This window comes from Aeromicrobium endophyticum (assembly GCF_003586285.1).
Taxonomy (GTDB): domain Bacteria; phylum Actinomycetota; class Actinomycetes; order Propionibacteriales; family Nocardioidaceae; genus Aeromicrobium; species Aeromicrobium endophyticum.
Window position 1 is genome coordinate 664829 of record NZ_QUBR01000002.1, and the last position, 26766, is coordinate 691594.

Consider the following 26766-nt stretch of genomic DNA (forward strand, 5'->3'; position numbering starts at 1 on the left):
ATGACCGAGCCCGTGCCCACCGTGCACTTCACCGATCCGACCGTCCTGGTGACCCTCATGGGTCCCGATCAGAGCGGCGTCACCACGCGCCTGTTCGGCGAGCTGGCACCTACCGGCGTCGAGGTCATCGACGTCGAGCAGCTCGTCGTGCGCGGACGCCTCATCCTCAGCGCCCTGCTCACCGTGCCCGACGACGTGCCGAGCCTCGAGCGGACCGTGCGCGGGGTCGGCGACCACTTCGGGCTCGAGGTGACGGTCGAGCACGGCACGGGCGACAACCGGGCGCGCCGGGTCGGACGCGCGCAGGTCGTGGTGCTGGGTGCTCCGCTGCGCCCGGCCGCCATGTCGGCGCTGGCGCAGGGCATCAAGGACGACGGCGGCAACATCGACCGCATCGTGCGCATGGCCCGCTACCCCGTCACGGCGATCCGCATGGAGGTGTCGGGAGCCGACCCCGACGAGCTGCAGGCGCACCTGGCCGCGATCGCGCACGAGCAGGGGGTCGACGTCGCGGTGCAGGAGAACGGCATCCTGCGTCACGCCCAGCGCCTCGTCGTCATGGACGTCGACTCGACCCTCATCCAGGGCGAGGTCATCGAGATGATCGCGGCGCACGCGGGCTGCGAGCAGGAGGTCGCGCGCATCACGGAGTCGGCGATGCGCGGCGAGCTCGACTTCGGCGAGTCGCTGACCGCCCGGGTCGCCCTGCTCGAGGGGGTCGAGGAGTCCGCCCTCGACGCGGTGTACGACTCGCTCGAGTACGCCAAGGGCGCACGCACCATGATCCGCACGCTCAAGCGCCTGGGCTACCGGTTCGCGCTGGTCAGCGGCGGGTTCACGCAGATCATCCAGAGGATCGCCGCCGAGCTCGAGGTCGACTACTTCGCGGCCAACGAGCTCGAGGTGGTCGACGGACGTCTCACCGGTCGCGTCGTCGGGCCGGTCGTCGACCGTGCCGGCAAGGCCGAGGCGCTGCGCCGGTTCGCCGACGAGGCGCGCATCCCGGTCAAGAACACCGTGGCGATCGGTGACGGCGCCAACGACCTCGACATGCTCGCGGCATCGGGGCTCGGCATCGCGTTCAACGCCAAGCCCCTCGTGCGCGACCAGGCGAAGACATCGGTCAACGTGCCGTACCTCGACGCGATCGTCTACCTGCTCGGCATCACCCGCGAAGAGGTCGAGGCGGCCGACGCCGCCGATTCGGTCTAGCGTCCGCCCAGCACCGAGTCGATCAGCCCCGGGAACCGCGCGTCGAGCTCGTCCTTGCGCAGGCTGACGACGCGGCGCCGTCCGTCGGGCTCGTTGCGCACGATGCCGGCCTCGCGCAGCACCTTCATGAGGTGCGACTTGGTCGACTTCGGCAGATCGGGGTTGGTGACTCCGCACTCGGCCATCGTCAGGGGCCCTGCGGCGAGCTCGCGGACGATCTGCAGGCGCGCGGGGTCGCTGAGGGCGAACAGCACGTCGGTGACCTCGACGTCGGCGACGTCGGGGTGCGGCAGCTGTGTGAGCGTGGTCATGGTTCGACAATACTTGAACTTTCCAAGGATCGGCGTACGGTGAGACAGTTCCACTTGGTTCGAACCGATCGATCCCGCCCCCTGCTCCTGGAGACCACATGACCGTCACCGCGCCACCGACGACGTCACGGACGACCTCCCGCGTCTCGGGATTCGCGCTCGCCGTCACCGCGATCGTCGTGATGATGGTCTGCGCCAGCGCGCCCTCGCCGTTCTACCCCGTGCTGCAGCAGCAGCTCGGGTTCTCGGCGACCACCATGACCGCGATCTTCGCGGTGTACGCCGTGACGCTCCTGCTGACGCTGCTCGTCGCCGGATCGATCTCCGACCACGTCGGGCGCCGGCCCGTCATCTCGCTCGGGTTCGTGGTGCTGGCGGCCAGCATGCTCACGTTCTGGCACGCCGACAGCGTCGCGGTGCTGATCGGGGCCCGCTTCGTGCAGGGCGTCGCGGCAGGGCTGCTGATGTCGGCGCTGTCGGCGGCGGTGGTCGACAGCGAGCCGGCCGCACGTCCCGGCGCGGCCGCGACGCTCAACAGCGTCAGCCCGATGGGAGGCCTGGCCATCGGCGCACTGGCGGCCGGTGCCCTGCTCGATGGCACCTCGTCGGCGTCCGCGATCGTGTTCGGCGGCCTGACCGCGCTGTCGGTGCTCGTCGCCGTCGTGGTCTGGTTCGTCCCCGAGACCTCGCCGCGCCACGAGGGCCTGCTGCCGTCGCTGGTGCCGCGCGCCGGGTTGCCTCGCGCGGCCAGGGGGCCGTTCCTGCGCAGCGCGCCGGCCCTGTTCGCGGGCTGGGCCACCGGAGGCCTGTACCTGTCGTTGGGCGCGCCGCTGGCCGGCCGCGAGCTGGGCGCCGAGCGGCACGTCGAGCAGGGCCTCGTCGTCGCGGTGCTGACGGGCGTCGGAGCCCTGACCTGCTACCTGGCGCGCCGGCGCACCCCGCGCGAGCTCACGATCGTCGGCACGACCGCCCTGGCGACCGGCACCACCCTGACGCTCGTCGCACTCGCAGCCGGTTCGTACTGGGGCTTCATCGCCGCGGCCGTCGTCGCGGGCGTGGGCTTCGGCGGGTCGTTCATGGGCATCATGCGGTCGATCACCCCGCTCGCGGCACCCCACGAGCGGGGCGAGCTGTTCGCTGCCGTGTTCGTGGTGGCCTACCTGGCCTTCGGCATCCCGGCCGTGGTGGCCGGCATCGCGTCGAGCCACATCGGGCTGGCCGAGACGACGTACGTCTACGGAGCCGTCGTGGTCGTCCTGTCGCTCACTGCAGCGATCCTGCGAAAGTTCACCTCGACGGACTGAGGCCGGAGATCACTCGTCGTCCTCGAGGCGGAAGCCGATCTTCATCGTCACCTGGTAGTGGCCGACCTCGGAGTCGGTGATCTGTCCCCGGATGCCGGTGACCTCGAACCAGTCGAGGTGCCGCAGGGTCTGCGAGGCACGCTTGATGCCGTTGTCGACGGCCTGCGTGACGCCCTCCGGGGAGGTGCCGACGATCTCGGTGATGCGGTATGTGCGGTCAGTCATGTGCCTATCATGCAGGCTCGGTGGACCGGCGTAGGCTGGAAGGGTGCCCGAACCCCGAGAACCACGCAAGCAGCAGGTCTTCTCGATCACCACGGCCGCCGAGTCCCAGACCGACGACCGCATGCGACGCGAGAAGCGTTACGCCGTCTCGATGATCATCCGAACGCTGTGCTTCCTGGGCGGCGTCGTGCTCGTCATGCAGCCCATGCCGTTCGCCGTCCTCGGGTGGCTGATGTTCGTCGGCGCCGTGTTCCTGCCGTATGCGGCGGTCATCTTCGCCAACGCCGGTGTCCGCAAGAAGGGCGACGGTCCGTCGCCCTTCGGGCCCGAGCCGGGCAAGCAGATCGCCACCACCCGCACCACCCCGCTCGACCGTGGCTGAGCCCCTGATCTGCTCGGCCAAGGGGTGCACGGCCGAGGCCGTCCACCAGGTCGTGTGGAACAACCCCAAGCTGCACACGCCCGACCGTCGCAAGATCTGGCTGGCGTGCGACGAGCACGAGTCGTCGTTGCGCAGCTTCCTCGACGCGCGCGACTTCTACCGCGAGACCGTCCCGCTCGAGGCCTGACGCTGCTCCGCTCCCCCGCCGAGTAGCATCGCGGCACGTCCGGGTGATGTGCCGGGGCGACAGCACCGGGGCGGGGGACGAGATGTTCGGTCGGAAGAAGACGAGGGCCAAGCTCGAGGACGTGGTCGAACGGCTCCGGCCCGACCTCACGCGGGAGTCTCTCGGAGTCGGACCGGACTTCCCCGGAGTGGCTCCGAACCCGCTCATGAGCCGTGAGGCCCGCGAGCGCACTGCACAGCTGCGTGAGGGGACGCTCGCTCTCGGCGTCCTGGTCGACTGGCGAGAGGTCAACAGCAACCCGCGCCTGGTGCTGATGCTCGACGTGGAGACGGCCGAGGGTGTCGCGTTCCGCGGCATCGCCGACGAGAGCTTCACGATCACCGAGCTCACCCGGCTGGCTCCCGGGCAGACGATGCCCGTGCGCTACCGGCCGGACGTCATGGACCACTACGTCGCGCTGGCCCTGGACGCCGACCCGGCCGACGTGCAACGGGTCTCCGACGAGATCGCGCGCCGCAAGCGAGCCTGACCCGGCGGCGGGGACGGTCGGCTAGCCGCCGATGGCCGACATGGGTCGGTCCGACTGCAGGAACGTCGGGTCGTCGATGCCGTGACCCGGCAGCTTGGTCGCCATCGCGGCGATCCACCGGTCGGCGATCTCGGCGTCGGACGCACCTGCCCGCATGGGCGTGCGCAGGTCGGACTCCTCGCGCGCGAACAGGCAGTTCATGATCTGGCCGTCGGCCGTCAGCCGCACGCGGTTGCAGTCGCCGCAGAACGGCTTGGTCACCGAGGCGATGATGCCGACGGTGTGTGGGCCGTCGTCGACGAGGAACTTCTCAGCCGGGGCCGACCCCCGACCGTCCAGGCCGGTCAGCCGGAACTGCTCGCCGAGCAGCGCGAGCGTCTCGTCGGCGGTGACCATCGCCTCACGGCTCCAGCCGTGCTGGGCATCGAGGGGCATCTGCTCGATGAAGCGCAGCTCGTAGCCGTGCGCGATGCACCAGCGCAGCAGGTCGGGCGCCTCGTGCTCGTTGATGCCGCGCAGCAGCACCGCGTTGACCTTGACGGGCCGCAGACCGGCTTCGTGGGCGGCTGCGAGGCCGTCCAGCACGTCGTGGAGACGGTCGCGTCGCGTGATCTTCTCGAAGGTCGCCGGGTCGGTCGTGTCGAGGCTGATGTTGACCCGGTCGAGCCCGGCCTCGGCCAGCGCCCGCGCCGTGTGCTTGAGACCCAGCCCGTTGGACGTCATGGCCGTGCGAGGGCCCGATGGCAGCGCCTTGGTGGTGGCCACGATCGACGGCAGGCTGCGCCTCAGCAGCGGCTCGCCGCCGGTGAACCGGACGTCACGGATGCCGAGCGTCTCGACGCCGATCGCGATGAGCCGGTTGAGCTCGTCGTCGGTGAGCGTCGCCTCGGTGGGCAACCAGTCGAGACCCTCGGCCGGCATGCAGTACTGGCACCGCAGGTTGCAGCGGTCGGTCAGGGAGACCCGCAGATCCGTGGCCACGCGGCCGTGCCGATCGATGAGGTCCATCCCCCCATCGTAGGCGTCGCGACCCAACCCGGCTGAGGTCACGGCCAACCCGGCTGAGGCCGACTTGGCGCCGACAACTAACGTCGTGGTGTGTATCGCTTCATGCTGAGCGCACGGTGGATCGGCTTCGCGATCTTCGTCATCGCGCTCGCCGCCGTCTGCACCCGCCTGGGCCTCTGGCAGATGCACAAGCTCGAGCTGCGGCTCGATCGCAACGACGTCATCACCAAGCACTTCTCGACCGATCCCGTCGACATCGGCTCGGCCCTGCCCAGCGGCACCGAGGTCGACAAGACCAACGAGTGGACACGCGTCACGGCTGTCGGCACCTACGACCTCTCGCAGCAGCTGACCGTCAAGTTCACGACCCGCGACGGAGCACCGGGCGTCGACGTCGTCACGCCGCTCGTGCTCGCGTCGGGCGACGCGGTGCTCGTCGACCGCGGCTGGATCGAGACCCAGAACACCGTCAAGCGTCCCAAGGTCCCCGCTCCCCCCCAGGGCACCGTCACGGTCGAGGGATGGCTGCGCCAGAACAACGGAGCGGGCGGCGATGCCGTGCGACCGTCCGAGGGGCAGATCCGGGCGATCTCCAGCGACGCCCTGGGCAAGGTCATGCCGTACGACCTGGTCGACGGCTACGTCAACCTGCAGCGCCAGTCGCCCGCACCGGCCGCGTCCCTGGCCGCCGAGCCCAAGCCCGAGCTCGGACAGGGCCCGCACTTCTTCTACGCCCTGCAGTGGTGGTTCTTCGCGCTGCTCGCCGTGGTCGGCTACATCTGGTTCGCCCGCGCCGAGGCCAAGGAGCGTCGCAACCCCACCCGCGTCGACGGCTTCGCGGGCCCCGACCCGAAGAAGCCCGTTGGGTCCTCGACCCGACCATGAGCCGAGGGAGCGCAGCGAGCGAAGGCAGGCGCCCAGGCGGAGCCTGGCAGCCGTGAGGAACGAGCGGCTGTAGCGGCGAAGACGCGCGCCCTCAGGCCAGCGTGACGAGGTCGAGGTAGTCCTCGGACCAGAGGTCCTCGTCGCCGTCCGGCAGCAGGAGCACGCGGTCGGGCTCGAGGGCGCGCACGGCACCCTCGTCGTGCGAGACCAGCACGATCGCGCCCTCGTAGTTGCGGATGGCCCGCAGCACCTCCTCGCGCGAAGCCGGATCGAGGTTGTTGGTCGGCTCGTCGAGCAGCAGCACGTTGGCGCTCGAGACGATCAGGCTGGCCAGCGCGAGCCGGGTCTTCTCACCGCCCGACAGCACACCTGCCGGCTTGGACGTGTCGTCGCCGCTGAACAGGAACGAACCCAGGACGCTGCGCGCCTCGGTGTCGGTCAGCTGCGGCGCCTGCGCCTGCATGTTCTCGAGCACGGTGCGCGAGGTGTCGAGCGTCTCGTGCTCCTGGGCGAAGTAGCCGATCTTCAGCCCGTGGCCCGGGATGACCTCTCCGGAGTCCTGCTGCAGCGTGCCGGCGAGCATGCGCAGCAGCGTCGTCTTGCCGGCGCCGTTGAGCCCCAGGATGACGACGCGACTGCCCTTGTCGATCGCCAGGTCGACGTCGAGGAAGATCTCGAGCGAGCCGTACGACTTCGACAGCCCCTCGGCCATGAGCGGCGTCTTGCCGCACGGGGCCGGCTTCGGGAACTTGATGTTGGCGACCTTGTCCTGCACCCGCTCGCCCTCGAGGCCCGAGACCAGCTGCTCGGCGCGACGCAGCATCTGCTGGGCCGTGGAGGCCTTCGACGCCTTGGCACGGAACTTGTTGGCCTGCGACGTCAGCGCGTCGGCCTTCTTGACGGCCAGGGCCCGCTCGCGCTTGCGGCGGGCCTCGTCGGCCTCGCGCTGCTTGACGTACGACGCCCAGCCCATGTTGTAGATGTCGATCGTGGCGCGGTTGGCGTCGAGGTAGAGGACCTTGTTGACCGTCTCCTCGATCAGGTCGACGTCGTGGCTGATGATCACGATGCCGCCGCTGAACGACTTCAGGAAGCCGCGCAGCCACGTCACCGAGTCGGCGTCGAGGTGGTTGGTGGGCTCGTCGAGCAGCAAGGTGTCGGCGTCGGAGAAGAGGATGCGCGCCAGCTCGATGCGGCGCCTCTGACCACCCGACAGCGTCGACAGCGGCTGCTCGAGCACGCGGTCGGGCAGTCCCAGCGCGTGCGAGATGGTGGCGGCCTCCGACTCGGCGGCGTACCCGCCGCCGGCGTTGAAGGCGGTGTCGGCACGGGTGTACGCCTTCATCGCCTTCTCGGCGATCTCGGGATCGGGCGAGCCCATGTCGAGCTCGGCCTTGCGCATCGCGGTGAGCGCCTCGTCGAGGCCGCGGGCCCCGAGGATGCGGTCGCGCGCGGTGGTGGCGAGGTCGCCCGACTTGGGGTCCTGAGGGAGGTAGCCGATCTTGCCGGTCGACGTGATCGAGCCCTGCGCGGGCTGGCCGTCGCCGGACAGCATGCGGGTGAGCGTCGTCTTGCCGGCGCCGTTGCGGCCGACGAGGCCGACCTTGTCGCCCTTGTCGACGCGGAACGAGACATCGGACATCAGGACGCGCGCGCCGAAGCGCAGCTCCACATTGGAGACGGTGAGCATGAAGAACCTTCAGGTTGGTGTGAGGGGGTCGACGGAGCGCAGATCGCGCTCGACGTCATTCCCGCTGGTAGAAGCTCACCCGACCAGTCTACGTCCCCGCTGACGCGTGGGTTGCGCCCCTGTGACGCGTGGGTTGGTGTCATTGCCCACATCCGCAACCCGCGCATCAGCGGGGCACAACCCACGCGTCAGCGTCAGCCGATGTTGAAGCCGAGGGCCCGCAGCATCTCGCGGCCGTCGTCGGTGATCTTGTCGGGGCCCCACGGCGGCATCCAGACCCACTCGATGCGGAAGTCGTTGACGATGCCGTCGAGCGCCGCGCGGGTCTGGTCCTCGATGACGTCGGTCAGCGGGCACGCAGCCGACGTCAGCGTCATCGACAGCACGGTGTTGCTGTGCTCGTCGACGTCGGCGCCGTAGACCAGGCCGAGGTCGACGACGTTGATGCCGAGCTCGGGGTCGACGACGTCCTTCATCGCCTCGAGGACGTCCTCGGTCGTGGTGGCGCCGGCCGGGGCCGTGCTGACCTCGGGCAGGTCGCTGTGATCAGTGGTCATGCGGGATCTCCCGTGGTTGCTGAGTCGGTGGTTGAGGTGTTGGTGGTGACGAGCGCCTGCGAGACGGCGTCCTTCCAGGCCATCCAGCCCAGCAACGCGCACTTGATGCGCGCCGGGAACTGGGCGACGCCGGCGAAGGCGATGCCGTCCTCGAGCACATCCTCGTCGGGCTCGACCTTGCCCTTGCCCTGCATCAGCTCGGTGAAGCTGTCGAGGACGGTCATGCCCTCGGTGACGCTCTTGCCGATGATGAGGTCGTTCAGCACCGAGGTGGATGCCTGGCTGATCGAGCAGCCCTGCGCGTCGTACGACACGTCACTGACGGTCTCGCCGTCGAGGTGCACGCGCAGCGTCACCTCGTCGCCGCACGTCGGGTTGACGTGGTGCACCTCGGCCTCGAACGGCTCGCGCAGTCCGGCGCCGTGCGGGTGCTTGTAGTGGTCGAGGATGATCTCCTGGTAGAGCGCATCCATGGCCGCGGTGTTCATCGCGCCTCCCTGGTCTCGGGTCGCCTCATGCGAAGTACTTCTTGGTGAAGTGCAACGCCTCGACCAGCGCATCGATTTCCTGCTCGGTCGTGTAGAGGTAGAACGACGCACGGGTCGTCGCCTGCACGCCGAAGCGCAGGTGCGCCGGCTTGGCGCAGTGATGGCCGGCGCGCACCGCGATGCCCCGCGAGTCGAGCAGCTGCGAGACGTCGTGCGGGTGGACGCCGTCGAGCGTGAAGCTGACCGCTCCCCCGCGCATGACGGCCTCCTTCGGCCCGACGATCGTCAGACCGTCGATCTCCTGCATGGCACCGAGCGCATAGGCCGTGATGGCCTGCTCGTGCGCCGCGACGTTCTCCATGCCGATGGCACTGAGGTAGTCGACGGCCGCGCCCAGGCCGACCGACTGCGCGATCGGCGGGGTGCCGGCCTCGAACCGCGCCGGCGGGGGCGCGTACGTCGAGCCCTGCATCGTGACGGTCTCGATCATCTCGCCGCCGCCCAGGAACGGGGGCAGCTCGGCCAGCAGGTCGTAGCGACCCCACAGGACGCCGATGCCGGTCGGTCCGACGACCTTGTGGCCGGTGAACGCGACGAAGTCGGCACCGAGCGCCGCGACGTCGACCGGGAACTGCGGCACGGCCTGCGAGGCGTCGATGACGACCAGCGCGCCGACCGAGTGGGCCTTGGCGATGACGGTCTCGACCGGGTTGATCGTGCCCAGCATGTTGGACACCCAGGTCAACGAGACCACCTTGGTGCGCTCGGTGATCAGCTGATCGATGTCGTCGAGATCGAGCCGGCCCTCGTCGGTGACGCCGAACCAGCGCAGGCTCGCGCCGGAGCGCTGGGCCAGCTGCTGCCACGGGACGATGTTGGAGTGGTGCTCCATCTCGGTGATGACGATCTCGTCGCCGTCGCCGACCCGTCCTGCGTCGCCCAGCACGCGGGCGACGAGGTTGAGCGCCTCGGAGGCGTTCTTGGTGTAGACGACCTCGTCGCGGCCGGGCGCGTTGATGAACGCCGCGACCTTGTCGCGCCCCAGCTCGAACGCGGCACTGGCCTCGGCACCGAGGTGGTGCATCGCGCGGGCCACGTTGGCGTTGTGCAGCCGGTAGTGGTCATCGATCGCCTCGATGACCTGCAGCGGCTTCTGCGAGGTGTTGGCGCTGTCGAGGTAGACCAGCGGCAGGTCACCGGGCAGCCGGCGTCCCAGGATCGGGAAGTCACCCCGGATCCTGGCCACGTCGTACGCGGTCCCCTCGACGACGGTCACAGCGCGGCAGCCTTCACGTACTTGTCGTAGCCGTTGGCCTCGAGCTCGTCGGCGAGCTCGGGTCCGCCCTGGTCGGCGACGCGGCCGGCGACGAACACGTGCACGTAGTCGGGCTTGATGTACCGCAGGATGCGCGTGTAGTGCGTGATGAGCAGGACGCCGCGGTCGCCCTGGTCGCTGTAGCGGTTGACGCCCTCGGAGACGACCCGCAGGGCGTCGATGTCGAGGCCGGAGTCGGTCTCGTCGAGCACCGCGAACTTGGGGTTGAGCAGCTCGAGCTGCGCGATCTCGTGGCGCTTCTTCTCGCCGCCGGAGAAGCCCTCGTTGACGCTGCGCTGGGCGAAGTCCTTGTCGAGGGTCACGCGCTCGAGAGCGGCGTTGACGTCCTTGACCCACGTGCGCAGCTTGGGAGCCTCGCCGTCGATGGCGGTCTTGGCGGTGCGCAGGAAGTTCGCGACCGAGACGCCCGGCACCTCGACGGGGTACTGCATCGCCAGGAACAGGCCCGCACGAGCGCGCTCGTCGACCGACATCGACAGGATGTCGACGCCGTCGAGCGTCACGGTGCCGCTGGTGATGTTGTACTTCGGGTGGCCGGCGATGGAGTAGGCCAGCGTCGACTTGCCGGAGCCGTTGGGCCCCATGATGGCGTGGACCTCACCGGTCTTGACGGTCAGGTCGACCCCCTTGAGGATCTCCTTCTCGCCCTCCTCGGTGGTGACCGTGACGTGCAGGTCCTTGATCTCGAGTGTTGCCATGTTCAGCTCCTGGGGGTGGAGAGATCGACCATCACGGTGTCTCCCTCGATCTGGGTGGAATAGGTCGGTACGGCCTCGGTGGCCGGGAGGTTGAGCGGTGTGCCGGTGCGGACGTCGAAGCGCGAGCCGTGCAGCCAGCACTCGATCTCGCAACCGTCGACCTCTCCCTCGGACAGCGGGATCGACGCGTGCGAGCACTCGTCGCGGACGGCGTAGACGTCGTCTCCGTCGCGGACGAGGGCGATCTCCTGGCCGCCGATCTCGACGGCCAGCGCTCCCCCGTCCGGGACGTCGGCGAGCGGCGCCGCTGCTACGAACGGCATCAGTCGATGCGTCCCACGTGCTCGGCGAGCTCGGCCTCGATCGAGGCGACGAGACGCTCCTGCAGCGCCGGCACGCCGATGCGACGGATGATGTCGTTGAAGAAGCCGTGCACGACGAGTCGGCGCGCCTCCTCCTCGGGGATGCCGCGGCTCTGCAGGTAGAACAGGTGCTGGTCGTCGAAGCGACCGGTCGTCGAGGCGTGCCCGGCGCCCTCGATGTCGCCGGTCTCGATCTCGAGGTTGGGCACCGAGTCGGCCTTCGCCCCGTCGGTGAGCACCAGGTTGTCGTTGCTCTCGTAGGTCAGGATGCCCTCGGCCTCCTTGCGGATCAGCACGTTGCCGATCCACACGGTGTGGGCGTCCTGGCCCTGCAGCGCGCCCTTGTACTCGACGTTGCTCTTGGTGCGAGGCGCCGTGTGGTCGGCGAACAGGCGGTGCTCGATGTGCTGGCCGGCGTCGGCGAAGTACACGCCGAGCATCTCGACGCTGCCGCCGGTGCCCCGGTAGTCGGCCGACGTGCTGGCTCGCACGACGTCGCCGCCGAGCGAGACGGCCACGTGACGGAGCTCGGCGTCGCGTCCGACCGTGGCGTGCTGGGTGACGACGTGGACGCTGTCGTCGTTCCAGTCCTGGATCGTGACGAACGTCAGGTGGGCGCCGTCCTCGACGACGACCTCGATGTTCTCGGCCCAGGTGGCCGATCCGTCATAGTCGACGACCACGACAGCGCGCGAGAAGCGTCCGGCGCGCACCAGCAGGTGGCCGGCGCCGGCCTTCTCGATGCCGGCACCGTGCAGGCGGATCGTGGTGGGCTGCTCGATCTCGGCGTCGGCCGGGATCGTCACCTCGAACACCGAGGTGGCGGCGGCCCAGGCACGCGCCGAGACGCGGTCGACGGGCACGTAGCCCGAGACGCCGCGCGCCGAGTCGGCGACCGGCACCGAGACGGCCGTGACGCCGGGGGCGGCGTCGACCTCGACCGTGTGGTGGTCGCCGTCGAGCGGCGCGTCCTTGTGCAGGTCGCGCAGGCGCTTGAGCGGGGTGAACCGCCAGATCTCCTCGAGACCCGTGGGGACGGGGTGGTCGGCGAGGTCGAACGACCCCTCCGGGTGCAGGTGTGACTCCACAGGGCTCAATTCGAGCGCCTTGGCCATCGAGTCTTGGATTGCCTCGGAGCCATCCACGAAGCTAGACGTCGTCATCCGACAGCACCCTCCATCTGGAGCTCGATCAGGCGGTTGAGCTCGAGGGCGTACTCCATCGGCAGCTCGCGCGCGATCGGCTCGACGAAGCCGCGGACGATCATCGCCATGGCCTCGTCCTCCTCCATGCCGCGCGACATGAAGTAGAACAGCTGGTCGTCGCTGAGCTTGGAGACCGTGGCCTCGTGGCCGAGCGTCACGTCGTCCTCGCGGACGTCGACGTAGGGGTAGGTGTCGGAGCGGCTGATCTGGTCGACGAGCAGCGCATCGCACTTGACCGTGCTGGCCGAGCCCTCGGCGCCCTCGAGCACCTGCAGCAGGCCGCGGTACGACGTGCGTCCGCCGCCTCGGGCGACCGACTTGCTGAGGATCGAGCTGGACGTGTTGGGCGCGGCGTGCACCATCTTGGCGCCGGCGTCCTGGTGCTGCCCCTCGCCGGCGAAGGCGATCGACAGCGTCTCGCCACGGGCGTGCTCGCCCATGAGGTAGACCGCGGGGTACTTCATCGTGACCTTGGAGCCGATGTTGCCGTCGACCCACTCCATCGTGGCGCCCTCTTCGCAGACGGCGCGCTTGGTGACGAGGTTGTAGACGTTGTTCGACCAGTTCTGGATCGTCGTGTATCGGACGCGGGCGCCCTTCTTGACCACGATCTCGACGACCGCCGAGTGCAGCGAGTCGCTGGAGTAGATCGGCGCGGTGCAGCCCTCGACGTAGTGGACGTAGGAGTCCTCGTCGGCGATGATCAGCGTCCGCTCGAACTGGCCCATGTTCTCGGTGTTGATGCGGAAGTAGGCCTGCAGCGGGATGTCGACGTGGACGCCCTTGGGCACGTAGATGAACGAGCCGCCCGACCACACCGCCGAGTTGAGCGCGGAGAACTTGTTGTCGCCGACCGGGATGATCGTCGCGAAGTACTCCTTGAACAGCTCGGGGTGCTCCTTGAGCGCCGTGTCGGTGTCGAGGAACAGCACGCCCTGGGCCTCGAGGTCCTCGCGGATCGAGTGGTAGACGACCTCGGACTCGTACTGCGCCGCGACGCCCGAGACGAGGCGCTGCTTCTCGGCCTCGGGGATGCCGAGCCGGTCGTACGTGTTCTTGATGTCCTCGGGCAGGTCGTCCCACGTGGCGGCCTGCTTCTCGGTGGACCGCACGAAGTACTTGATGTTGTCGAAGTCGATGCCGCCGAGGTCGGAGCCCCAGGTCGGCATGGGCTTGCGATCGAACAGCTTCAGGCCCTTGAGGCGCAGGTCGAGCATCCACTCGGGCTCGCTCTTGAGCGCCGAGATGTTGCGGACGACCTCTTCGCTGAGGCCGCGCTGGACGTTGGCGCCGGCGTCGTTGCCGTCGGACCAGCCGAACTCGTAGCGACCGACGTCCTTGAGGCCGGGGTTGGCCTCCTCGATCGCGTTCGGGACTGCGGTGGGTGCGTTCGTCTCTGACGTGGTCGTCATGAGGGCAACCTCTCTGCGGTGGTGGGGTTCGTGGGGGTGGCGGGCAGGTGGGTCGTGCAGACTCCGTCGCCGTGGGCGATCGTGGCGAGTCGCTGCACGTGCGAGCCGAGCAGGCGGGAGAACATCTCTGCCTCGGCCTCGCACATCTGGGGGAACTCCTCGGCCACGTGGGCGACCGGGCAGTGGTGCTGGCAGATCTGGGCTCCGGCCGGCGTGGTGCTGACCGAGGCCGCGAAGCCGTCGTCGGTCAGTGCCTGGGCCAGGACGGCCGGACGCTGGGCGGGATCGGCCAGCTCGAGCAGCGGACGGTAGCGACTCTCGAGGTCGACGAGGCGGTGACGTGCGAAGTCCATGACCGCGGCGTCTCCGCCGGTGTCGGCCAGGTAGCGCAGGGCACCCGCGGCCAGCTTGTCGTAGGCCTGCTCGAAGCCGTCGCGGCCGGCATCGGTGATGGCGAAGACCTTGGCCGGACGGCCGCGTCCGCGCTGGCCGGTGATGCGCTGGTCGCGTGCCTCGACGACGCCCTCGACGATGAGCTGGTCGAGGTGGCGACGCACGGCGGCCGGGGTGAGACCGAGCTGCTCGGCGAGGTCGGCGGCCGTGGTGGGGCCGTTCTCGAGGATGGTCTGCGAGACGCGTGTGCGCGTGGGAGCGTCGTCGACCGACACCTTCTCCACTGGCTGCACGTATTTCACAACACCAGTGTGCCGTTAATGATTCCGACCGTTCAAGGAAGGACTGCCTTACCGCGGCCCGGACTCGACGGCACCAGCCGGAAGCACGGCGGCATCGGCAGCGCGGGTGCCCGCCTCCCAGCCCCGTGCGTCGAACCTCCGACGACGTGATCCCGTCGTGACGTGCGGGAAGAGACGCTCGACCTCGTCGGCGACGGCTTCGGCCTGGCGTCGCAGCACTGGCACGAGCACGGCCCCATAGCTGTCGGCCGCCTCGTGCGCCGACGAGCTGAGGCGTTCGGCGATGCGGGTGGCGAACGCCTGCAGGAAGGCCCGCCGGAAGCCGGTCCCCGATGCCTCGGCTCGCGTCATGGCCCTGGTCGCCTGGACGAGGGTCGAGGTGAACAGCAGATCGACCTGCTCGACGTCGATCGGCAGGCCGATCAGCGTCACGCTGGACGAGAACTCGCTCCAGATCGCCGTGACCCGGTTGGCCTCCGCGACGGCGTGCAGCAAGGTGGCCTTCTCGAGGGCGTAGGGCTGGTCGATCAGCACCCTGATCCCCCGGACGTCGAAGACCTCGCCCGCATCGGCCGTCAACAGCGCCTCGTCGATCGAGTGACGCGTCATGAGGTCCTGCGCCTTGGCGGTGAAGGCCTCCGCCTCGGCGGCGAACTCGGTCGACTCGGCCTTGGCCAGCAGCGAGCGCACCTTCGAGAGCATCTTGGCGCGCTGCTCGCCGTGCTGTGGCGAGGACGCCTGCGCTGGTGCCGGACGCTGACGACCCCATCGGGACGGCGGGGCCGACAAGAGCTGGGAGGCCGGGAGGATGCGCAGCAGGTCGAGCGTCACGAGTGCGCTGACCCACTGCTGCACGCCGGCCCGGCCGCCGCGTGCCAGCAGGTCGTCGACCCCGACCGACTCTCCGTGCTGCTCACGCAGGGCGTCGAGCTGGTCGGTCCATTCTCGTGGGGCGGTGTCGGCGGAGCTGCCGCCACTCGGCTCGAGGAGGACGGCCCGCGCGGTCCAGCGCGCGGCAGGCTTGGACCCCCTCCGTCCGGCCGTGTGGACCAGGTCGCGCGGCTGCCACCCGCTCTCCCACGCCGCGGCGATCCTCGCGAACACCTCGTCGACGACGAGGGCGGCGGGATCGCCGGAGTCAGCGGTGGCCGCGGAACCCAGCTCGTTGAGCCGGGCGATGCGGGGTCCGAGGCCACCCGGGGCGGCGGAGGCGAACTTCGCTGCGACGTCGATCAGGGTACGGACGTCGTCGGGACCGGGCGATCGACCCATGGAACGGCGTCGTGCCTCGCGCTGCTGCCTGCTCTGACTGCCCATGTCGACCATCCTCCCAACGCCCCAGCGCGCCGGGCCCCGCCCGTCCACAGCCGGGCCCGGCGCGCTTCTCCGGTGACTCGACGTCACCGGCGGCGCATCAGCTGGACGTGTCCGCGAGCAGCTCGATCAGCGCCGCGGCTGCCGGGGCCGACGACGCGGGGTTCTGGCCCGTGATGAGCAGACCGTCGCGCACCACGTGAGGGCCCCAGTCGTCGCCCTGCGTGTAACGACCGCCCTTCTCCTTGAGCATGTCCTCGACCAGGAACGGGACGACGTCGGTCAGGCCGACCCCCGACTCCTCGGAGTTCGTGAACCCCGTGACGTCCCTGCCCTCGACCAGCGGCGCGCCGGACGGCGTCGTCACGTGCCGCAGGACGCCGGGCGCGTGGCAGACCAGCGCGACGGGCTTGTCGGCGGCGAGCGCTCCCTCGATGAGGGCCTTGGAGACGGGGTCCTCGGCGAGGTCCCAGAGCGGTCCGTGTCCACCGGCGTAGAAGACGGCGTCGAACGCGGTCGGATCGACGCTGTCGAGCCGCACGGTCGACGACAGCGCGGCCGAGGCCTCGGCGTCGGACTCGAACCGTCGCGTGTCGTCGGTCTGCGCATCGGGCTCGTTGCTCTTGGGGTCGAGCGGCGGCCGGCCGCCCTTCGGGGACGCCAACGTGATGTCGGCGCCGGCGCGGACGAACTCGTAGTAGGGGGCGGCGAGCTCTTCGAGCCAGAATCCGGTCTTCTCCCCGGTGTCTCCGAGCTCGTCGTGCGAGGTGAGGACGATGAGAACCTTCACTGAAACTCCTTGGTGAGGACGGGCCGACATCCACGCCTGTCGGCTGGTGTCGGATCACTCCCACACTCCCACGCACGGCCTAGAGTCGTGCCATGGCAAGCGATGCGGTCGAGATCGAGGCGGGCGGCCGGACGGTGCGCGTGTCCAGCCCGACCCGGGTCATCTACGAGGCCACCGACTTCTCGGCCGAGGTCACCAAGCTGATGGTCGCCGAGTACTACGTGGCCGTCGAGGACGGGCTGATGCGCGCGCTGCGCGAGCGTCCGGTCGCGCTCGAGCGGTGGCCGAAGGGCATCCGCGAGGGCATGGAGATGTCGACGCGGGCCGACTCGCACGGCGACGCGTTCTACCAGAAGCGCATGATGCGCGGTGCACCGTCGTACGTCGAGAGCACGCGCGTGCTGTTCCCGTCCGGACGTGCCGCCGACGAGATGTGCATGACCGAGATCGCCGTCGCGGCGTGGGCCGCGCACATGGGAGCCGTCACCTTCCACCCGTGGCCCACGCGCCGCGCCGACAACGACCGTCCCGACGAGCTGCGCATCGACCTCGACCCGTTCGGTGCCGCGACGTTCGGCGACGCGGTGCGCATCGCCTCGGTCGCACGCGACCTGTTCGCCGAGCTGGGCGTGCGTGCCTTCGCCAAGACCAGCGGCAAGCGTGGCATCCACGTCTACGCGCGCATCGAGCCGCGGTGGACGTTCACCGACGTCCGGCACGCGGCCATCGGCTTCGCCCGCGAGCTGGAGCGCCGCGCCGACGGCGTCACCACCAAGTGGTGGAAGGAGGAGCGGGCCGACAACGTGTTCGTCGACTTCAACCAGAACTGCCGCGACCGCACGATCGCGTCCGCCTACAGCCTGCGGCCCTCCCCCGGCGCGACGGTCTCGATGCCCGTCACCTGGGACGAGCTGGCCGACCTGACCGATCCGCGCGACTTCACGCTGCACACCGTCCCTGACAAGCTCGCGGCGGACGGCGACGCGTGGTCGGAGATCGACGACGTCGCCCACGACCTCGCGCCCCTGCTCGCGCTGTGGGCCGACGACCCGACCGAGATGCCCTACCCACCCGAGTACCCGAAGATGCCTGGCGAGCCGAAGCGGGTGCAGCCGAGCAAGGCGAAGAAGGCGTAGCCGCGTCCAGGACGTCATCACCGATGCGGTGACCCAGGTACTGACGTGATGACGTCCGGGGCGGGCGCCCACGCAGGGTCGACGCTACTTCTTGCCACCTCGGTCGAGGTAGGCCGGCATGGCCAGGAAGCCGAGCCCCACGGCGACGAACCCGATGGCGAGGGTCGTGTTGCCGCCGACCAGGCTGGCGATGGCGGCGACGACGAACAGGAGGCCCCCGATGGTCCACATCCTCTTGTCATTCATGACGTGAGCCTAGGAGCGTCCTCGGCGGCCCGCACGCTGGAGGACCAGGGAATTCAGGGCAGCACGAGCACGTAGTCAGCCCGGTCGCTGATGTGCTGAGCGTACTCGCGCAGCGTCGCCTCGGGCAGCTCGACCGACGCCTCGTCCATCGAGCGCCTCACCTGGACGGCGACGTCGTCGACGGGCATCGCGGCGAAGCTCTTGCGCAGGGACTCGTCGATCGCCTGCAGCGTGTCGGCGAGCGCGGCGTCATCGGTCGTGACGGTGGTGTGCATGCACCGACGGTACGACGGCCGGGGCCGGGCGGCACGTCGTCGAGGCGACACCGAGCGGCAGCGTTCGGGCATTCGTCGGGGCGCCTGTCTAGAGTGGCCGGGTGGACCCCAAGCCCGCGCGGATCGATCTCGGTCGACTCATCGATCGCCCCGACGACGACTTCTCGCACGACGAGGTGCAGCACCTGAGGCAGGACTTCACCCGCTTCATGATGCGCTACAAGTTCGGCATGGAGGAGATCGTCACCAAGCTGTCGATCCTGCGCGACGAGTTCGAGCACCTCCACGAGACCAACCCCATCGAGAACGTCTCGTCACGGCTCAAGAACCCCGACAGCATCCTCGAGAAGATGGGCCGCAAGGAGTGCGAGTCGACGTTCGAGTCGATCGCCGAGAAGATCACCGACATCGCCGGCGTCCGCGTCACCTGCAGCTTCGTGTCCGACGTCTACCACGTGTTCGACATGCTCACGAGCCAGTCGGACGTCGTCATCGTCGAGGTGCGCGACTACATCACGACGCCCAAGCCCAACGGCTACCGCAGCCTGCACGCCCTCGTCGAGGTACCGGTCTACCTGAGCGACGGCGAGGTGCCGGTGCTCGTCGAGGTGCAGCTGCGCACCATCGCGATGGACTTCTGGGCCAGCCTCGAGCACAAGATCCACTACAAGTACCGCGAGGACGTGCCGCAGGCCCTGCTCGACGGCCTCAAGGACGCCGCCGACACCGCGACCGAGCTCGACGCGACGATGGAGCGCCTGCACACCGAGGTCAAGTCGGCCGGCGCGCTGTCGTCCGGCCTCAAGGACGAGCTGGTGCGGGGCACCGTCGCCCTCCCCGACGACGCCTTCGTCGAGCGCCTCAAGCGCATGGGCACCTGACGGCTCACCGTCCCCTTCGAGCGGTGGATCCTCCACCGTCTCGACGCCGAATCGAGCTCAGAAGGTGGCGTGAGCACCGCTCAACCACGGAATGTGGCGTACGCACTGCCCGGGCTGGTGGAGCGGCCGTCAGGTCAGGACGTCGTCGAGGTCGTACCTCGCGACCTCCTCGAGCTGCCCGTACGTGCACGACTCGGGCTCGCGATCGGGCCTCCACCGCTTGAACTGCGCGGTGTGTCGGAAGCGGGTGCCCTCCATGTGCTCGTACCCCACCTCGGCGACCAGCGACGGCTCGAGCGTGACGAACGACAGGTCCTTGGTGCCGGTCCAGCGGCTCTGCCCGCCGGGGAGGCGTGACGAGGCCTGCGCATCGGCGTCCTGCCACTGGCCCCAGGGGTGTTGGGTGGTGTCGACCACGAGCGGCTGCAGCAGCTCGACCAGCTCGGCACGCCGCGACTCGGTGAACGAGGCGGCGACGCCGACGTGCTGCAGCGTGCCGTCGTCGGCGTAGAGACCCAGCAGCAACGAGCCCAGCAGCGGCCGGTCGTCGGTGGACGTCTTGTGGAGGCGGTAGCCCGCGACGACGACGTCGGCCGTGCGGGCGTGCTTGATCTTCAGCATCTGCCGCCCGTTCTCGGCGTACGGCTTGCCCAGGGCCTTGGCGACGACGCCGTCGAGCCCCGCGCCCTCGAAGATGCCGAACCACTCCTCGGCGACCGCCGCATCGGTCGTGGTGCGGGTGAGGTGCACGGGCGCGGACGCCGATGCGAGCGCGTCCTCGAGACGTGACCGTCGCACCGAGAAGGGCTCGTCCATCAGCGACTCGTCGCCGAGCGCGAGCAGGTCGAAGGCGACGAACGACGCAGGCGTCTGCTCGGCCAGCTTCGCGACCCGCGAGGCCGCAGGGTGGATGCGCTGCGAGAGCGCGTCGAACTCCAGGCGTCCGTCGATCGCCAGGAAGATCTCGCCGTCGAGCACGCACCGCGCCGGCGTGTTGGCGAGCACGGCCTCGACGACGTCGGGGAAGTAGCGGGTGAGCTCCTTGGTCGACCGGCTGGCCAGCACGACCTCGTCGCCGTCGCGGAACACGATGCAGCGGAACCCGTCCCACTTGGGCTCGTACGACAGGCCGCCGTCGACCGAGTCGGCCGCAGGGACGCCCTTGACGGACTTGGCGAGCATCGGCTTGACCGGTGGCATGACGGGCAGATCCATGCAGCCCAGCCTAAGACGAGACCTAGCCGGGCGACACCTACACTGTGGGGGTGTCTGAGCCGGTCGCAGTGCCTACCTCCGGGGACGCGCCAGCAGTCGAGGTGGTCGATCTCGCGATGCGCTACGGCGACGTCACGGCCGTCGACGGGCTGAGCCTCCGCGTCGCCCGTGGCACCGTCACCGCGATCCTCGGACCCAACGGCGCCGGCAAGACCACCACCATCGAGACGTGCGAGGGCTTCCGAACCCCGCAGAGCGGCACCGTCCGCGTGCTGGGCCTCGACCCCGTCGCCGAGGGGCACCTGCTGCGGCCCCGCGTCGGCGTCATGCTGCAGTCGGGTGGCGCGTGGTCGGGCGCCCGCTCGCACGAGATGCTGCACCACATCGCGTCGCTGCACGCCCATCCGCTCGACGTCGACCTGCTGATCGAGCGCCTCGACATGGGCTCGTACGGCTCGACGCCCTACCGCCGCCTCTCGGGCGGGCAGCAGCAGCGCCTCAGCCTCGCGATGGCGATCGTCGGACGTCCCGAGCTGTTGTTCCTCGACGAGCCGACCGCGGGCCTCGACCCCGCGGCGCGCCGCTCCACGTGGGAGCTCATCGCCGAGCTGCGCAGCAGCGGCGTCACGGTCGTGCTCACGACCCACTTCATGGACGAGGCCGAGGCCCTCTCCGACGACGTCCACATCGTCGACGGCGGCCGCGTCATCGCGTCCGGGACGCCCCAGGCACTCGCGTCGTCCGGCTCCGAGAACACCGTGCGGTTCACCTCGAGCCCCGGGCTCGACGTCGTCGACCTGATGAGCGCGCTCCCCCACGACACCAAGGTCGACGAGGTGACGCCCGGCGCGTACGTCGTGGCCGGTGCCGTCGATCCCCAGCTGCTCGCGACCATCGCGACGTGGTGCGCCGCTCAGGGCGTGTTCACCGAGTCGCTGCTCGTCGAGCGTCAGACCCTCGAGGACCGCTTCCTCGAGCTCACCGGCAAGGCCCTGCGATGACGTCCGCACCCACCAGGCTCGACCTGTCGCCCCGACCCGGCTCGGCCACGCGCCCGGCCATGCTGAGGGCCCAGACGACGATGGAGCTGCGGCTGCAGCTGCGCAACGCCGAGCAGGTGCTGCTCACGATGGTCATCCCGCTGGTGCTGCTGGTGCTGGGCTCGCAGGCCGACCAGATCGTCGACCTCGGGCCCGGCCGCACGATCGACATCATCACGCCGGGCATCCTCGCCCTGGCCGTGCTGTCGACGTCCTTCACGTCGTTGGCCATCGCGACGGGCTTCGAGCGCCGCTACGGCATCATCAAGCGTCTCGGCGCCTCGCCGCTGCCCCGCTGGGGACTGCTCTTCGGCAAGATCGGTGCCGTCGTCATCATCGAGGTCGCGCAGCTCGCCGTGCTGTCGGGCGTCGGCCTGGCGCTGGGCTGGCAGCCTCACGGCGGCGTGGTCGCCGCCAGCCAGATGGTCGCGCTGCTCGTGCTCGGCACCGCGGCCTTCGGCTCGCTCGGCCTGCTGATCGCCGGCACGCTGCGGGCCGAGGCGACGCTCGCGGTCGCCAACCTCGTCTACGTGCTGCTGCTGGTCGGGGGCGGCCTGCTCGTCCCGCTCAGCCGCTACCCCACCGCCGCGCGCCACGTGCTCGACCTGCTGCCCTCCGGTGCCCTGGGCCAGGGACTGCGCGACACGTTCGCCGGCGACGGACCCACCGCCTTCGCCACCGTCGTCCTGCTCGTCTGGACGGTGTGCGCCAGCCTTCTCGTGTCGAGGACGTTCAAATGGGAGTGACCACCAAGGCCAAGCGCTCGTGGCTGGGGCTGCGTCAGCCCACCGAGACGTCGGTCGAGCGCTGGGCGTGGGCGGCCGTCGTCGCCAACACCGTCATCATCCTGACCGGTGGTCTCGTGCGCCTCACCGGATCGGGCCTGGGCTGCCCCACGTGGCCCAAGTGCACCGACAACTCGTTCGTGCCGCACCGCGAGCTCGGTTTCCACGGCGTCATCGAGTTCGGCAACCGGATGCTGACGTACGTGCTGATCGCCGTCGTCGTGGCGACGTTCGTGGCCATCTGGCGCTGGTCGAGAACCTCACGCCCCCTGCGCCGGCTCGCCGCGCTCATCGCGCTGGGCGTCCCGTTCCAGGGCGTCATCGGCGGCATCACGGTGCTGACCGACCTCAACCCGTGGATCGTCTCGCTGCACCTGCTGCTGTCGCTGCTGCTGGTCTCGGCATCCGTGCTGCTCGTGGTGCGGGTGCGCGGCGCCACGCCCTTCGCCTTCGCCACCCGCGCGCGACGGCTGGTGCTGGCGACCTACGGGATGCTGTGGGTCGTGGTGTACCTCGGCACGGTCGTCACCGGCAGCGGTCCGCACGCCGGCGACGACGAGGCCCCGCGCAACATGCTCGACCCGCAGGTCATGAGCCACGTCCACGCCGTCGCCGTCTACGTCCTCGTCGCCCTCACGCTCGGCTGCTGCCTGCTGCTGCGGGGCACGCCGGCCGCGCGGCTGGCTGGCGGCCTGCTCGTCGCCGAGCTGGCTCAAGGGACGCTCGGCTTCGTCCAGTACTTCACCGACCTGCCCATCGCCCTCGTGGCGGCGCACCTGGTCGGTGCAGCCGTGCTCGTCGCGGTCGCGACGCGGTTGCTGGTCGAGGTGGTGGCCAGCCGGTCGTCCGAGGTCACCGACACCCGCGCGTCGGCCTCGACGTCCTCTCATTGACCTGAGACCCACGTCACCCTACGGTGACCGGATGTCGTCCAGCTCGGTCACCGAGTCGCCCACGTCCGCAGGCAGCACCGACCTGGTCCCCCTCCTGCTGGTGCACGCCGGCCTGCTGGTGGCCGGTGGCGTCGCCCTCTCGCTCGACCGTCCCGCCCAGGGATGGGGCGTGCTGGCGATCGTCGTGGCCTACGTGGTGGCCCTGCAGCTCGCGACACGCCGGTCGGGCCGGAGCGATCTCGCGGCACTCGCCGCCTTCCTCGTGCCGGTCTCGGTGTTCCAGGTGCTGCCCGACTGGGTGCTCTCGGGGCTCGTCGGCACGCTGCGCTTCCCCGACACCGGGGGGCTGAGGGTCGACGACGTCATCCCGCTCGCGATGGCCGGCATGTGGGTGGCGCCCTTGTTCGTGGCCCTGGCGCTCGCCGGCGGCCGTCCCGCACGAGCCGCGGTGCTGTCGGCGGTCGTCTTCCTCGGTGCCGAGATCGCCGCGCCGACGCTGGGGCTGTGGGAGCCCGCCGGCGACACGACCCGGTGGGGCGGCGTCGCGATCTACGTCGTGCCCGCCGAGGCGGCGCTGGGGTGGGCCACGGCCGTGGCGTTCAGGGCGACCCGTGCATCGACCGCGCCGACACGTGTCGGCGCGGCGCTGGCCGTCTCGACCTTCTACCTGGGAGCGCTCGTGCTCTCGCACTTCCTGATCGACGTCGCAGGCTGGCGCATCACCGCCTGATCAAGTGGTGCCCTCCCCCGCGCGAGTGGCGCAATCCTGTCGCGAGTGGCGCAGATCCGCGGGAAACGCCGTCTCAGAATCGCAAGAGTGCGCCACTCGCGGGTCGGAGGGCGGACGTGGATCCCTAGACTGGCGCGCATGCCTGACGCCTGGGACATCGACCCGACCCTGTCCGACGCCGAGCTGGCCGTCCACCTCGTGAGAACGGCGGGTGCGCTCGCCGCCCGCATGCGCGACGAGGGGCTCACGACCGATCGCAAGACGTCGATCTCGGACGTCGTGACCGCCGCCGACCGCGCCGCCGAGGAGCACGTCATGCAGGCGCTGCGACGCGCCCGCCCCGACGACGGCATCCTCGGCGAGGAGGGCGCGGCCCACGACGGCTCCAGCGGACGCACCTGGGTCATCGACCCCGTCGACGGCACCTACAACTTCGTGTCGGGGCTCGCTTACTGGTGCAGCGCGCTGGCGCTGCAGGACGCCGACGGTGCCGCCCTGGGTGCCGTGCACCAACCCAGCAGCGGCGAGACGTGGGTGGGTGGGCGTGACCTGCCGACGACGCTCGACGCCGCACCCGTCGCCCGGCTCGCCGACCGTCCGCTGGCGGAGTGCAGCCTCGCGACCTACATCCACCCCAGCACCCTGGACGACCCCGACGTCCTGCAGTCGTGGCTCGCGCTCGTCGCCGGCGTGGCGACCCCCCGCGTTCTCGGCTCGGGCTCGATCGACCTGTCGAGCGTCGCCACCGGACGCATCGGGGTCTGGGCGCAGCACTCGACGCCGGCCTGGGACTGGCTTCCCGGCCAGGCCTTGGTCGAGGCGGCCGGCGGGCGCACCGCCGTCGTCGAGCACCGCGGCCACCGCTGGCACCTGGCCGGCAACCCGCAGGCGCTCGGCGAGCTGGTCGAGCGCCTGACGGCGTCGTAGCCCTCGGCGCTAGCCCGCCACGCGCGGCGTCGCCAGCACCTCGGCGAGCCGCTTCGACCAGACGCCGCTGAGTCGGTGGGACTCGTCGACCGTGATGTGCGAGACGTCGCGGAAGATCGGGACGCCGTCGTCGTCCACGGGCCGGCACGCGGCACGGGCGCCGCACAGCGCCACCGTCGGGTCGAGGGCGTGGCCACCGATCGCGTCCATCGCGGTCTGCTGCGCCGTCGCCGACGCGTCGTGGAGCGACACGTCGATCTCGCCGGGCCGCAGGCATCCTGGCGCCGGGTCCGTGCTCAGCACCGAGCGTCGCAGGCAGGTCATGAGCCGGGGGAACTGGACGTTGTCGACGACGGTCACGACGCGCGTGCGGGCGGCGACCGGCCTCAGCGTCGTCTCGAGCTCGCGGCGCCAGCGGCCCGCGGTCGCGGGGGCGGAGCTCGTCAGGTCGGGGTCGCGCACCGAGTTGATGGCGGCGGTCGACACCACGACGAGGTCGTAGGGGTCGTCGGGCGCCGCCAGCGCGCGCACGTTGTCGCGGACGAACGAGGTGCACGCGGCATCTGCGGACTCGCCGAGCGCGAACGGGCACGACGGGAACGTGACGACGTCCGCCGAGTAGCCCAGGTCGGCGGCGGCGTCGACGAACGCCTCGGAGTAGTGGCCGGCGTGGGAGTCGCCGACGAGCAGCAGTCGTCCGCGGGAGCCCTCGACGTCCCATCGGCACCGATCGGGCACGCCCTGACCGGCGACGAGTCCTCCGTCGCAGCCCCTCACCTGGTCGAGGTGCTGCTGCGAGACGACCTGGCGCTGCTCGCGGAGGTGGTCGTCGCCCAACGACGTGGCAGAGGCAGCGCCCGCCACGACGCAGCAGGCCACCGCTCCCCCGACGATCGCCAGCATCAGCGGACGCGTGCGCGCCGGCCGCACGAACGTGCCGTCGTGGATCGGGCGCTCGAACCACCGGTAGACGACTGCTGCCACGCCCAGCGCGCCGACACCGGCCAGCACCTCGGCCGCCCGCGACTGCGGCCACCACTGGTGCGCCGCGACGATCATCGGCCAGTGCCACAGGTACCAGGTGTAGGAGCGGTCACCGAGCCACGTCATGGGTCGGACCGACAACGCCCGGCCGATCAGCGTGCCGGCCGGCGACGCCAGGCTGCCCGAGACGAGCAGCAGCACCGTGGCAGCCACCGGCAGCGCGGCACTCCACCCCGGGAAGGAGGCCTCGTCGACCACGACGAACGCCACCGCGAGCGTCAGCACGCCGGCCCAGCCGACGGCTTCGGCCCAGCGCGACGGACGCACGGCGCGTGAGGTGAGGGCCAGCGCCGCGAGCGCCCCCGCCCCGAACTCCCACGCCCGGGTCATGGGCGAGTAGAACGCCAGCCGCGGCGCCTGCGACGACAGTGCGCCAGGCAGCGGCGCGAGGGTCAGCACCACGCACAGCACGAACGACAAAACGGTCACGATCGCCACGGCCCACACCAGCAGGCTGCGGCGCCGTCCCCTGGCCAGGATCAGCAGCACGACGGTCGGGAACACGAGGTAGAACTGCTCCTCGACCGACAACGACCACGTGTGCAGCAGCGGGACGGCGTCCGAGGCGGTCTGGAAGTAGCCGTCCGTCGCGACCGCGAAGTAGACGTTCGACACCGCGAACAGCGACGCGAGCCCGCTCGGGGCCAGTGGCCCCCACGAGAACGGGCTCAGCAGCAGGATGCTGAGCATCATCGTGACCGCCACGACCAGCGCCAGCGAGGGGAACAGCCGTCGCACCCGTCGCAGGTAGAACCGCCGCAGCGAGATCGACCCGGTCGTGGCGTGCTCGCGCAGGAGCATCGCGGTGATCACGAAGCCCGAGATGACGAAGAAGATGTCGACGGCGAAGAAGCCGCCCGGAACGAGCGCGCCGGCGTGGAACGCCACGATGAGCGTGGCCGCCACCGCTCGGAGACCCTGGATGTCGCTGCGGCGTGCGCCTGACGGCGTGCCGGGCTCGGCAGTGGTCATGACCGTCCGTTCCGGCCGTGACGGGTGCGCGG

General features: G+C 70.2%; 31 protein-coding genes. 13 read left to right on the forward strand and 18 right to left on the reverse strand.

Annotated elements, in window-relative coordinates:
• The gene (serB, locus tag DX116_RS13835) at nt 1-1212 is read left to right on the forward strand and encodes a phosphoserine phosphatase SerB (RefSeq protein ID WP_119704831.1); all 1212 of its coding nucleotides are present in this window, start codon (nt 1-3) and stop codon (nt 1210-1212) included.
• On the opposite strand, the gene DX116_RS13840 is transcribed toward serB, so the two are convergent.
• Entirely contained in the window at nt 1209-1523 is a 315-nt protein-coding gene (locus DX116_RS13840) for an ArsR/SmtB family transcription factor (RefSeq protein WP_119704832.1), read from the reverse strand. The two genes, serB and DX116_RS13840, sit on opposite strands and share 4 nt — an antisense overlap.
• 98 nt (nt 1524-1621) lie before the next feature.
• On the opposite strand from DX116_RS13840, the gene DX116_RS13845 reads away from it, so the two are divergent.
• Nucleotides 1622-2827, forward strand: a complete 1206-nt coding sequence (locus DX116_RS13845; RefSeq protein WP_119704833.1) for an MFS transporter — start codon at nt 1622-1624, stop codon at nt 2825-2827.
• A 9-nt stretch (nt 2828-2836) separates the two neighbouring features.
• Here DX116_RS13845 and DX116_RS13850 read toward each other — a convergent pair whose 3' ends face one another.
• The gene (locus DX116_RS13850) at nt 2837-3052 is read right to left on the reverse strand and encodes a dodecin (RefSeq protein ID WP_056608938.1); all 216 of its coding nucleotides are present in this window, start codon (nt 3050-3052) and stop codon (nt 2837-2839) included.
• A gap of 43 nt (nt 3053-3095) precedes the next feature.
• On the opposite strand from DX116_RS13850, the gene DX116_RS13855 reads away from it, so the two are divergent.
• From DX116_RS13855 to DX116_RS13865, 3 genes are all read left to right on the forward strand, one after another.
• Nucleotides 3096-3434 (forward strand): DUF3099 domain-containing protein, encoded by a 339-nt coding sequence (locus tag DX116_RS13855; protein ID WP_233556783.1) that lies wholly within the window; start codon nt 3096-3098, stop codon nt 3432-3434.
• Nucleotides 3427-3621, forward strand: coding sequence for an acetone carboxylase (locus DX116_RS13860; protein ID WP_119704834.1), 195 nt, complete (start codon nt 3427-3429; stop codon nt 3619-3621). Before DX116_RS13855 ends, DX116_RS13860 begins: the two co-directional genes overlap by 8 nt.
• A gap of 205 nt (nt 3622-3826) precedes the next feature.
• Entirely contained in the window at nt 3827-4150 is a 324-nt protein-coding gene (locus DX116_RS13865; protein WP_233556784.1) for a hypothetical protein, read from the forward strand.
• A gap of 21 nt (nt 4151-4171) precedes the next feature.
• On the opposite strand, the gene moaA is transcribed toward DX116_RS13865, so the two are convergent.
• Nucleotides 4172-5158 carry a GTP 3',8-cyclase MoaA gene (moaA, locus tag DX116_RS13870; RefSeq protein WP_119704835.1) on the reverse strand — a complete coding sequence of 329 codons (987 nt, stop codon included), beginning with the start codon at nt 5156-5158 and terminating at the stop codon, nt 4172-4174.
• 90 nt (nt 5159-5248) lie between these two features.
• Here moaA and DX116_RS13875 point away from each other — a divergent pair, with 90 nt between their 5' ends.
• Nucleotides 5249-6043 carry an SURF1 family cytochrome oxidase biogenesis protein gene (locus tag DX116_RS13875; protein ID WP_119704836.1) on the forward strand — a complete coding sequence of 265 codons (795 nt, stop codon included), beginning with the start codon at nt 5249-5251 and terminating at the stop codon, nt 6041-6043.
• 91 nt (nt 6044-6134) lie between these two features.
• Here DX116_RS13875 and DX116_RS13880 read toward each other — a convergent pair whose 3' ends face one another.
• From DX116_RS13880 to DX116_RS13930, 11 genes are all read right to left on the reverse strand, one after another.
• Nucleotides 6135-7733: an ABC-F family ATP-binding cassette domain-containing protein gene (locus DX116_RS13880; protein ID WP_119704837.1), complete on the reverse strand. Its 1599-nt coding sequence runs from the start codon at nt 7731-7733 to the stop codon at nt 6135-6137.
• A 194-nt stretch (nt 7734-7927) separates the two neighbouring features.
• Entirely contained in the window at nt 7928-8290 is a 363-nt protein-coding gene (locus DX116_RS13885; protein WP_119704838.1) for a metal-sulfur cluster assembly factor, read from the reverse strand.
• Nucleotides 8287-8778 carry a Fe-S cluster assembly sulfur transfer protein SufU gene (gene sufU, locus DX116_RS13890; RefSeq protein WP_119704839.1) on the reverse strand — a complete coding sequence of 164 codons (492 nt, stop codon included), beginning with the start codon at nt 8776-8778 and terminating at the stop codon, nt 8287-8289. The genes DX116_RS13885 and sufU overlap by 4 nt, the downstream gene beginning before the upstream one ends.
• 25 nt (nt 8779-8803) lie before the next feature.
• The gene (locus DX116_RS13895) at nt 8804-10054 is read right to left on the reverse strand and encodes a cysteine desulfurase (protein WP_119704840.1); all 1251 of its coding nucleotides are present in this window, start codon (nt 10052-10054) and stop codon (nt 8804-8806) included.
• Nucleotides 10051-10812: a Fe-S cluster assembly ATPase SufC gene (gene sufC / locus DX116_RS13900; RefSeq protein WP_119704841.1), complete on the reverse strand. Its 762-nt coding sequence runs from the start codon at nt 10810-10812 to the stop codon at nt 10051-10053. Before sufC ends, DX116_RS13895 begins: the two co-directional genes overlap by 4 nt.
• A 2-nt stretch (nt 10813-10814) precedes the next feature.
• Nucleotides 10815-11135: a non-heme iron oxygenase ferredoxin subunit gene (locus tag DX116_RS13905; protein WP_119704842.1), complete on the reverse strand. Its 321-nt coding sequence runs from the start codon at nt 11133-11135 to the stop codon at nt 10815-10817.
• Complete coding sequence (sufD, locus tag DX116_RS13910) at nt 11135-12262, reverse strand: Fe-S cluster assembly protein SufD (RefSeq protein ID WP_325048618.1); 1128 nt, start codon at nt 12260-12262, stop codon at nt 11135-11137. Before sufD ends, DX116_RS13905 begins: the two co-directional genes overlap by 1 nt.
• A 71-nt stretch (nt 12263-12333) precedes the next feature.
• Complete coding sequence (gene sufB / locus DX116_RS13915) at nt 12334-13791, reverse strand: Fe-S cluster assembly protein SufB (RefSeq protein ID WP_119704844.1); 1458 nt, start codon at nt 13789-13791, stop codon at nt 12334-12336.
• Nucleotides 13788-14468, reverse strand: a complete 681-nt coding sequence (locus tag DX116_RS13920; RefSeq protein WP_325048619.1) for a helix-turn-helix transcriptional regulator — start codon at nt 14466-14468, stop codon at nt 13788-13790. The genes sufB and DX116_RS13920 overlap by 4 nt, the downstream gene beginning before the upstream one ends.
• A 66-nt stretch (nt 14469-14534) precedes the next feature.
• The gene (locus tag DX116_RS13925) at nt 14535-15803 is read right to left on the reverse strand and encodes a DUF2786 domain-containing protein (protein ID WP_158591999.1); all 1269 of its coding nucleotides are present in this window, start codon (nt 15801-15803) and stop codon (nt 14535-14537) included.
• Between the two features lie 97 nt (nt 15804-15900).
• Nucleotides 15901-16590, reverse strand: a complete 690-nt coding sequence (locus DX116_RS13930) for a type 1 glutamine amidotransferase domain-containing protein (RefSeq protein WP_119704847.1) — start codon at nt 16588-16590, stop codon at nt 15901-15903.
• Nucleotides 16591-16682: 92 nt separating this feature from the next.
• On the opposite strand from DX116_RS13930, the gene DX116_RS13935 reads away from it, so the two are divergent.
• Nucleotides 16683-17726, forward strand: a complete 1044-nt coding sequence (locus tag DX116_RS13935) for a DNA polymerase domain-containing protein (protein WP_119704848.1) — start codon at nt 16683-16685, stop codon at nt 17724-17726.
• An 84-nt stretch (nt 17727-17810) separates the two neighbouring features.
• Here the strand turns inward: DX116_RS13935 and DX116_RS19970 are convergent, their stop codons facing one another.
• Both DX116_RS19970 and DX116_RS13940 read right to left on the reverse strand, forming a co-directional pair.
• Entirely contained in the window at nt 17811-17972 is a 162-nt protein-coding gene (locus DX116_RS19970; protein ID WP_158592000.1) for a hypothetical protein, read from the reverse strand.
• A 53-nt stretch (nt 17973-18025) separates the two neighbouring features.
• Complete coding sequence (locus tag DX116_RS13940; RefSeq protein ID WP_119704849.1) at nt 18026-18247, reverse strand: hypothetical protein; 222 nt, start codon at nt 18245-18247, stop codon at nt 18026-18028.
• Nucleotides 18248-18348: 101 nt separating this feature from the next.
• Here DX116_RS13940 and DX116_RS13945 point away from each other — a divergent pair, with 101 nt between their 5' ends.
• Nucleotides 18349-19128 (forward strand): GTP pyrophosphokinase, encoded by a 780-nt coding sequence (locus DX116_RS13945; RefSeq protein WP_233556785.1) that lies wholly within the window; start codon nt 18349-18351, stop codon nt 19126-19128.
• Nucleotides 19129-19257: 129 nt separating this feature from the next.
• On the opposite strand, the gene DX116_RS13950 is transcribed toward DX116_RS13945, so the two are convergent.
• Entirely contained in the window at nt 19258-20343 is a 1086-nt protein-coding gene (locus DX116_RS13950) for an ATP-dependent DNA ligase (protein WP_119704850.1), read from the reverse strand.
• A gap of 50 nt (nt 20344-20393) precedes the next feature.
• Here DX116_RS13950 and DX116_RS13955 point away from each other — a divergent pair, with 50 nt between their 5' ends.
• From DX116_RS13955 to DX116_RS13975, 5 genes are all read left to right on the forward strand, one after another.
• Nucleotides 20394-21344, forward strand: a complete 951-nt coding sequence (locus DX116_RS13955; protein ID WP_233556786.1) for an ABC transporter ATP-binding protein — start codon at nt 20394-20396, stop codon at nt 21342-21344.
• Nucleotides 21341-22129 carry an ABC transporter permease gene (locus tag DX116_RS13960; RefSeq protein ID WP_119704851.1) on the forward strand — a complete coding sequence of 263 codons (789 nt, stop codon included), beginning with the start codon at nt 21341-21343 and terminating at the stop codon, nt 22127-22129. The genes DX116_RS13955 and DX116_RS13960 overlap by 4 nt, the downstream gene beginning before the upstream one ends.
• The gene (locus tag DX116_RS13965) at nt 22120-23061 is read left to right on the forward strand and encodes a COX15/CtaA family protein (RefSeq protein ID WP_119704852.1); all 942 of its coding nucleotides are present in this window, start codon (nt 22120-22122) and stop codon (nt 23059-23061) included. The genes DX116_RS13960 and DX116_RS13965 overlap by 10 nt, the downstream gene beginning before the upstream one ends.
• A gap of 31 nt (nt 23062-23092) precedes the next feature.
• Nucleotides 23093-23791, forward strand: coding sequence for a DUF6989 domain-containing protein (locus tag DX116_RS13970; RefSeq protein WP_119704853.1), 699 nt, complete (start codon nt 23093-23095; stop codon nt 23789-23791).
• Between the two features lie 138 nt (nt 23792-23929).
• Complete coding sequence (locus tag DX116_RS13975) at nt 23930-24718, forward strand: inositol monophosphatase family protein (RefSeq protein ID WP_119704854.1); 789 nt, start codon at nt 23930-23932, stop codon at nt 24716-24718.
• Nucleotides 24719-24727: 9 nt separating this feature from the next.
• On the opposite strand, the gene DX116_RS13980 is transcribed toward DX116_RS13975, so the two are convergent.
• Nucleotides 24728-26734: an acyltransferase family protein gene (locus DX116_RS13980; protein ID WP_119704855.1), complete on the reverse strand. Its 2007-nt coding sequence runs from the start codon at nt 26732-26734 to the stop codon at nt 24728-24730.
• Nucleotides 26735-26766: the final 32 nt, after the last annotated feature.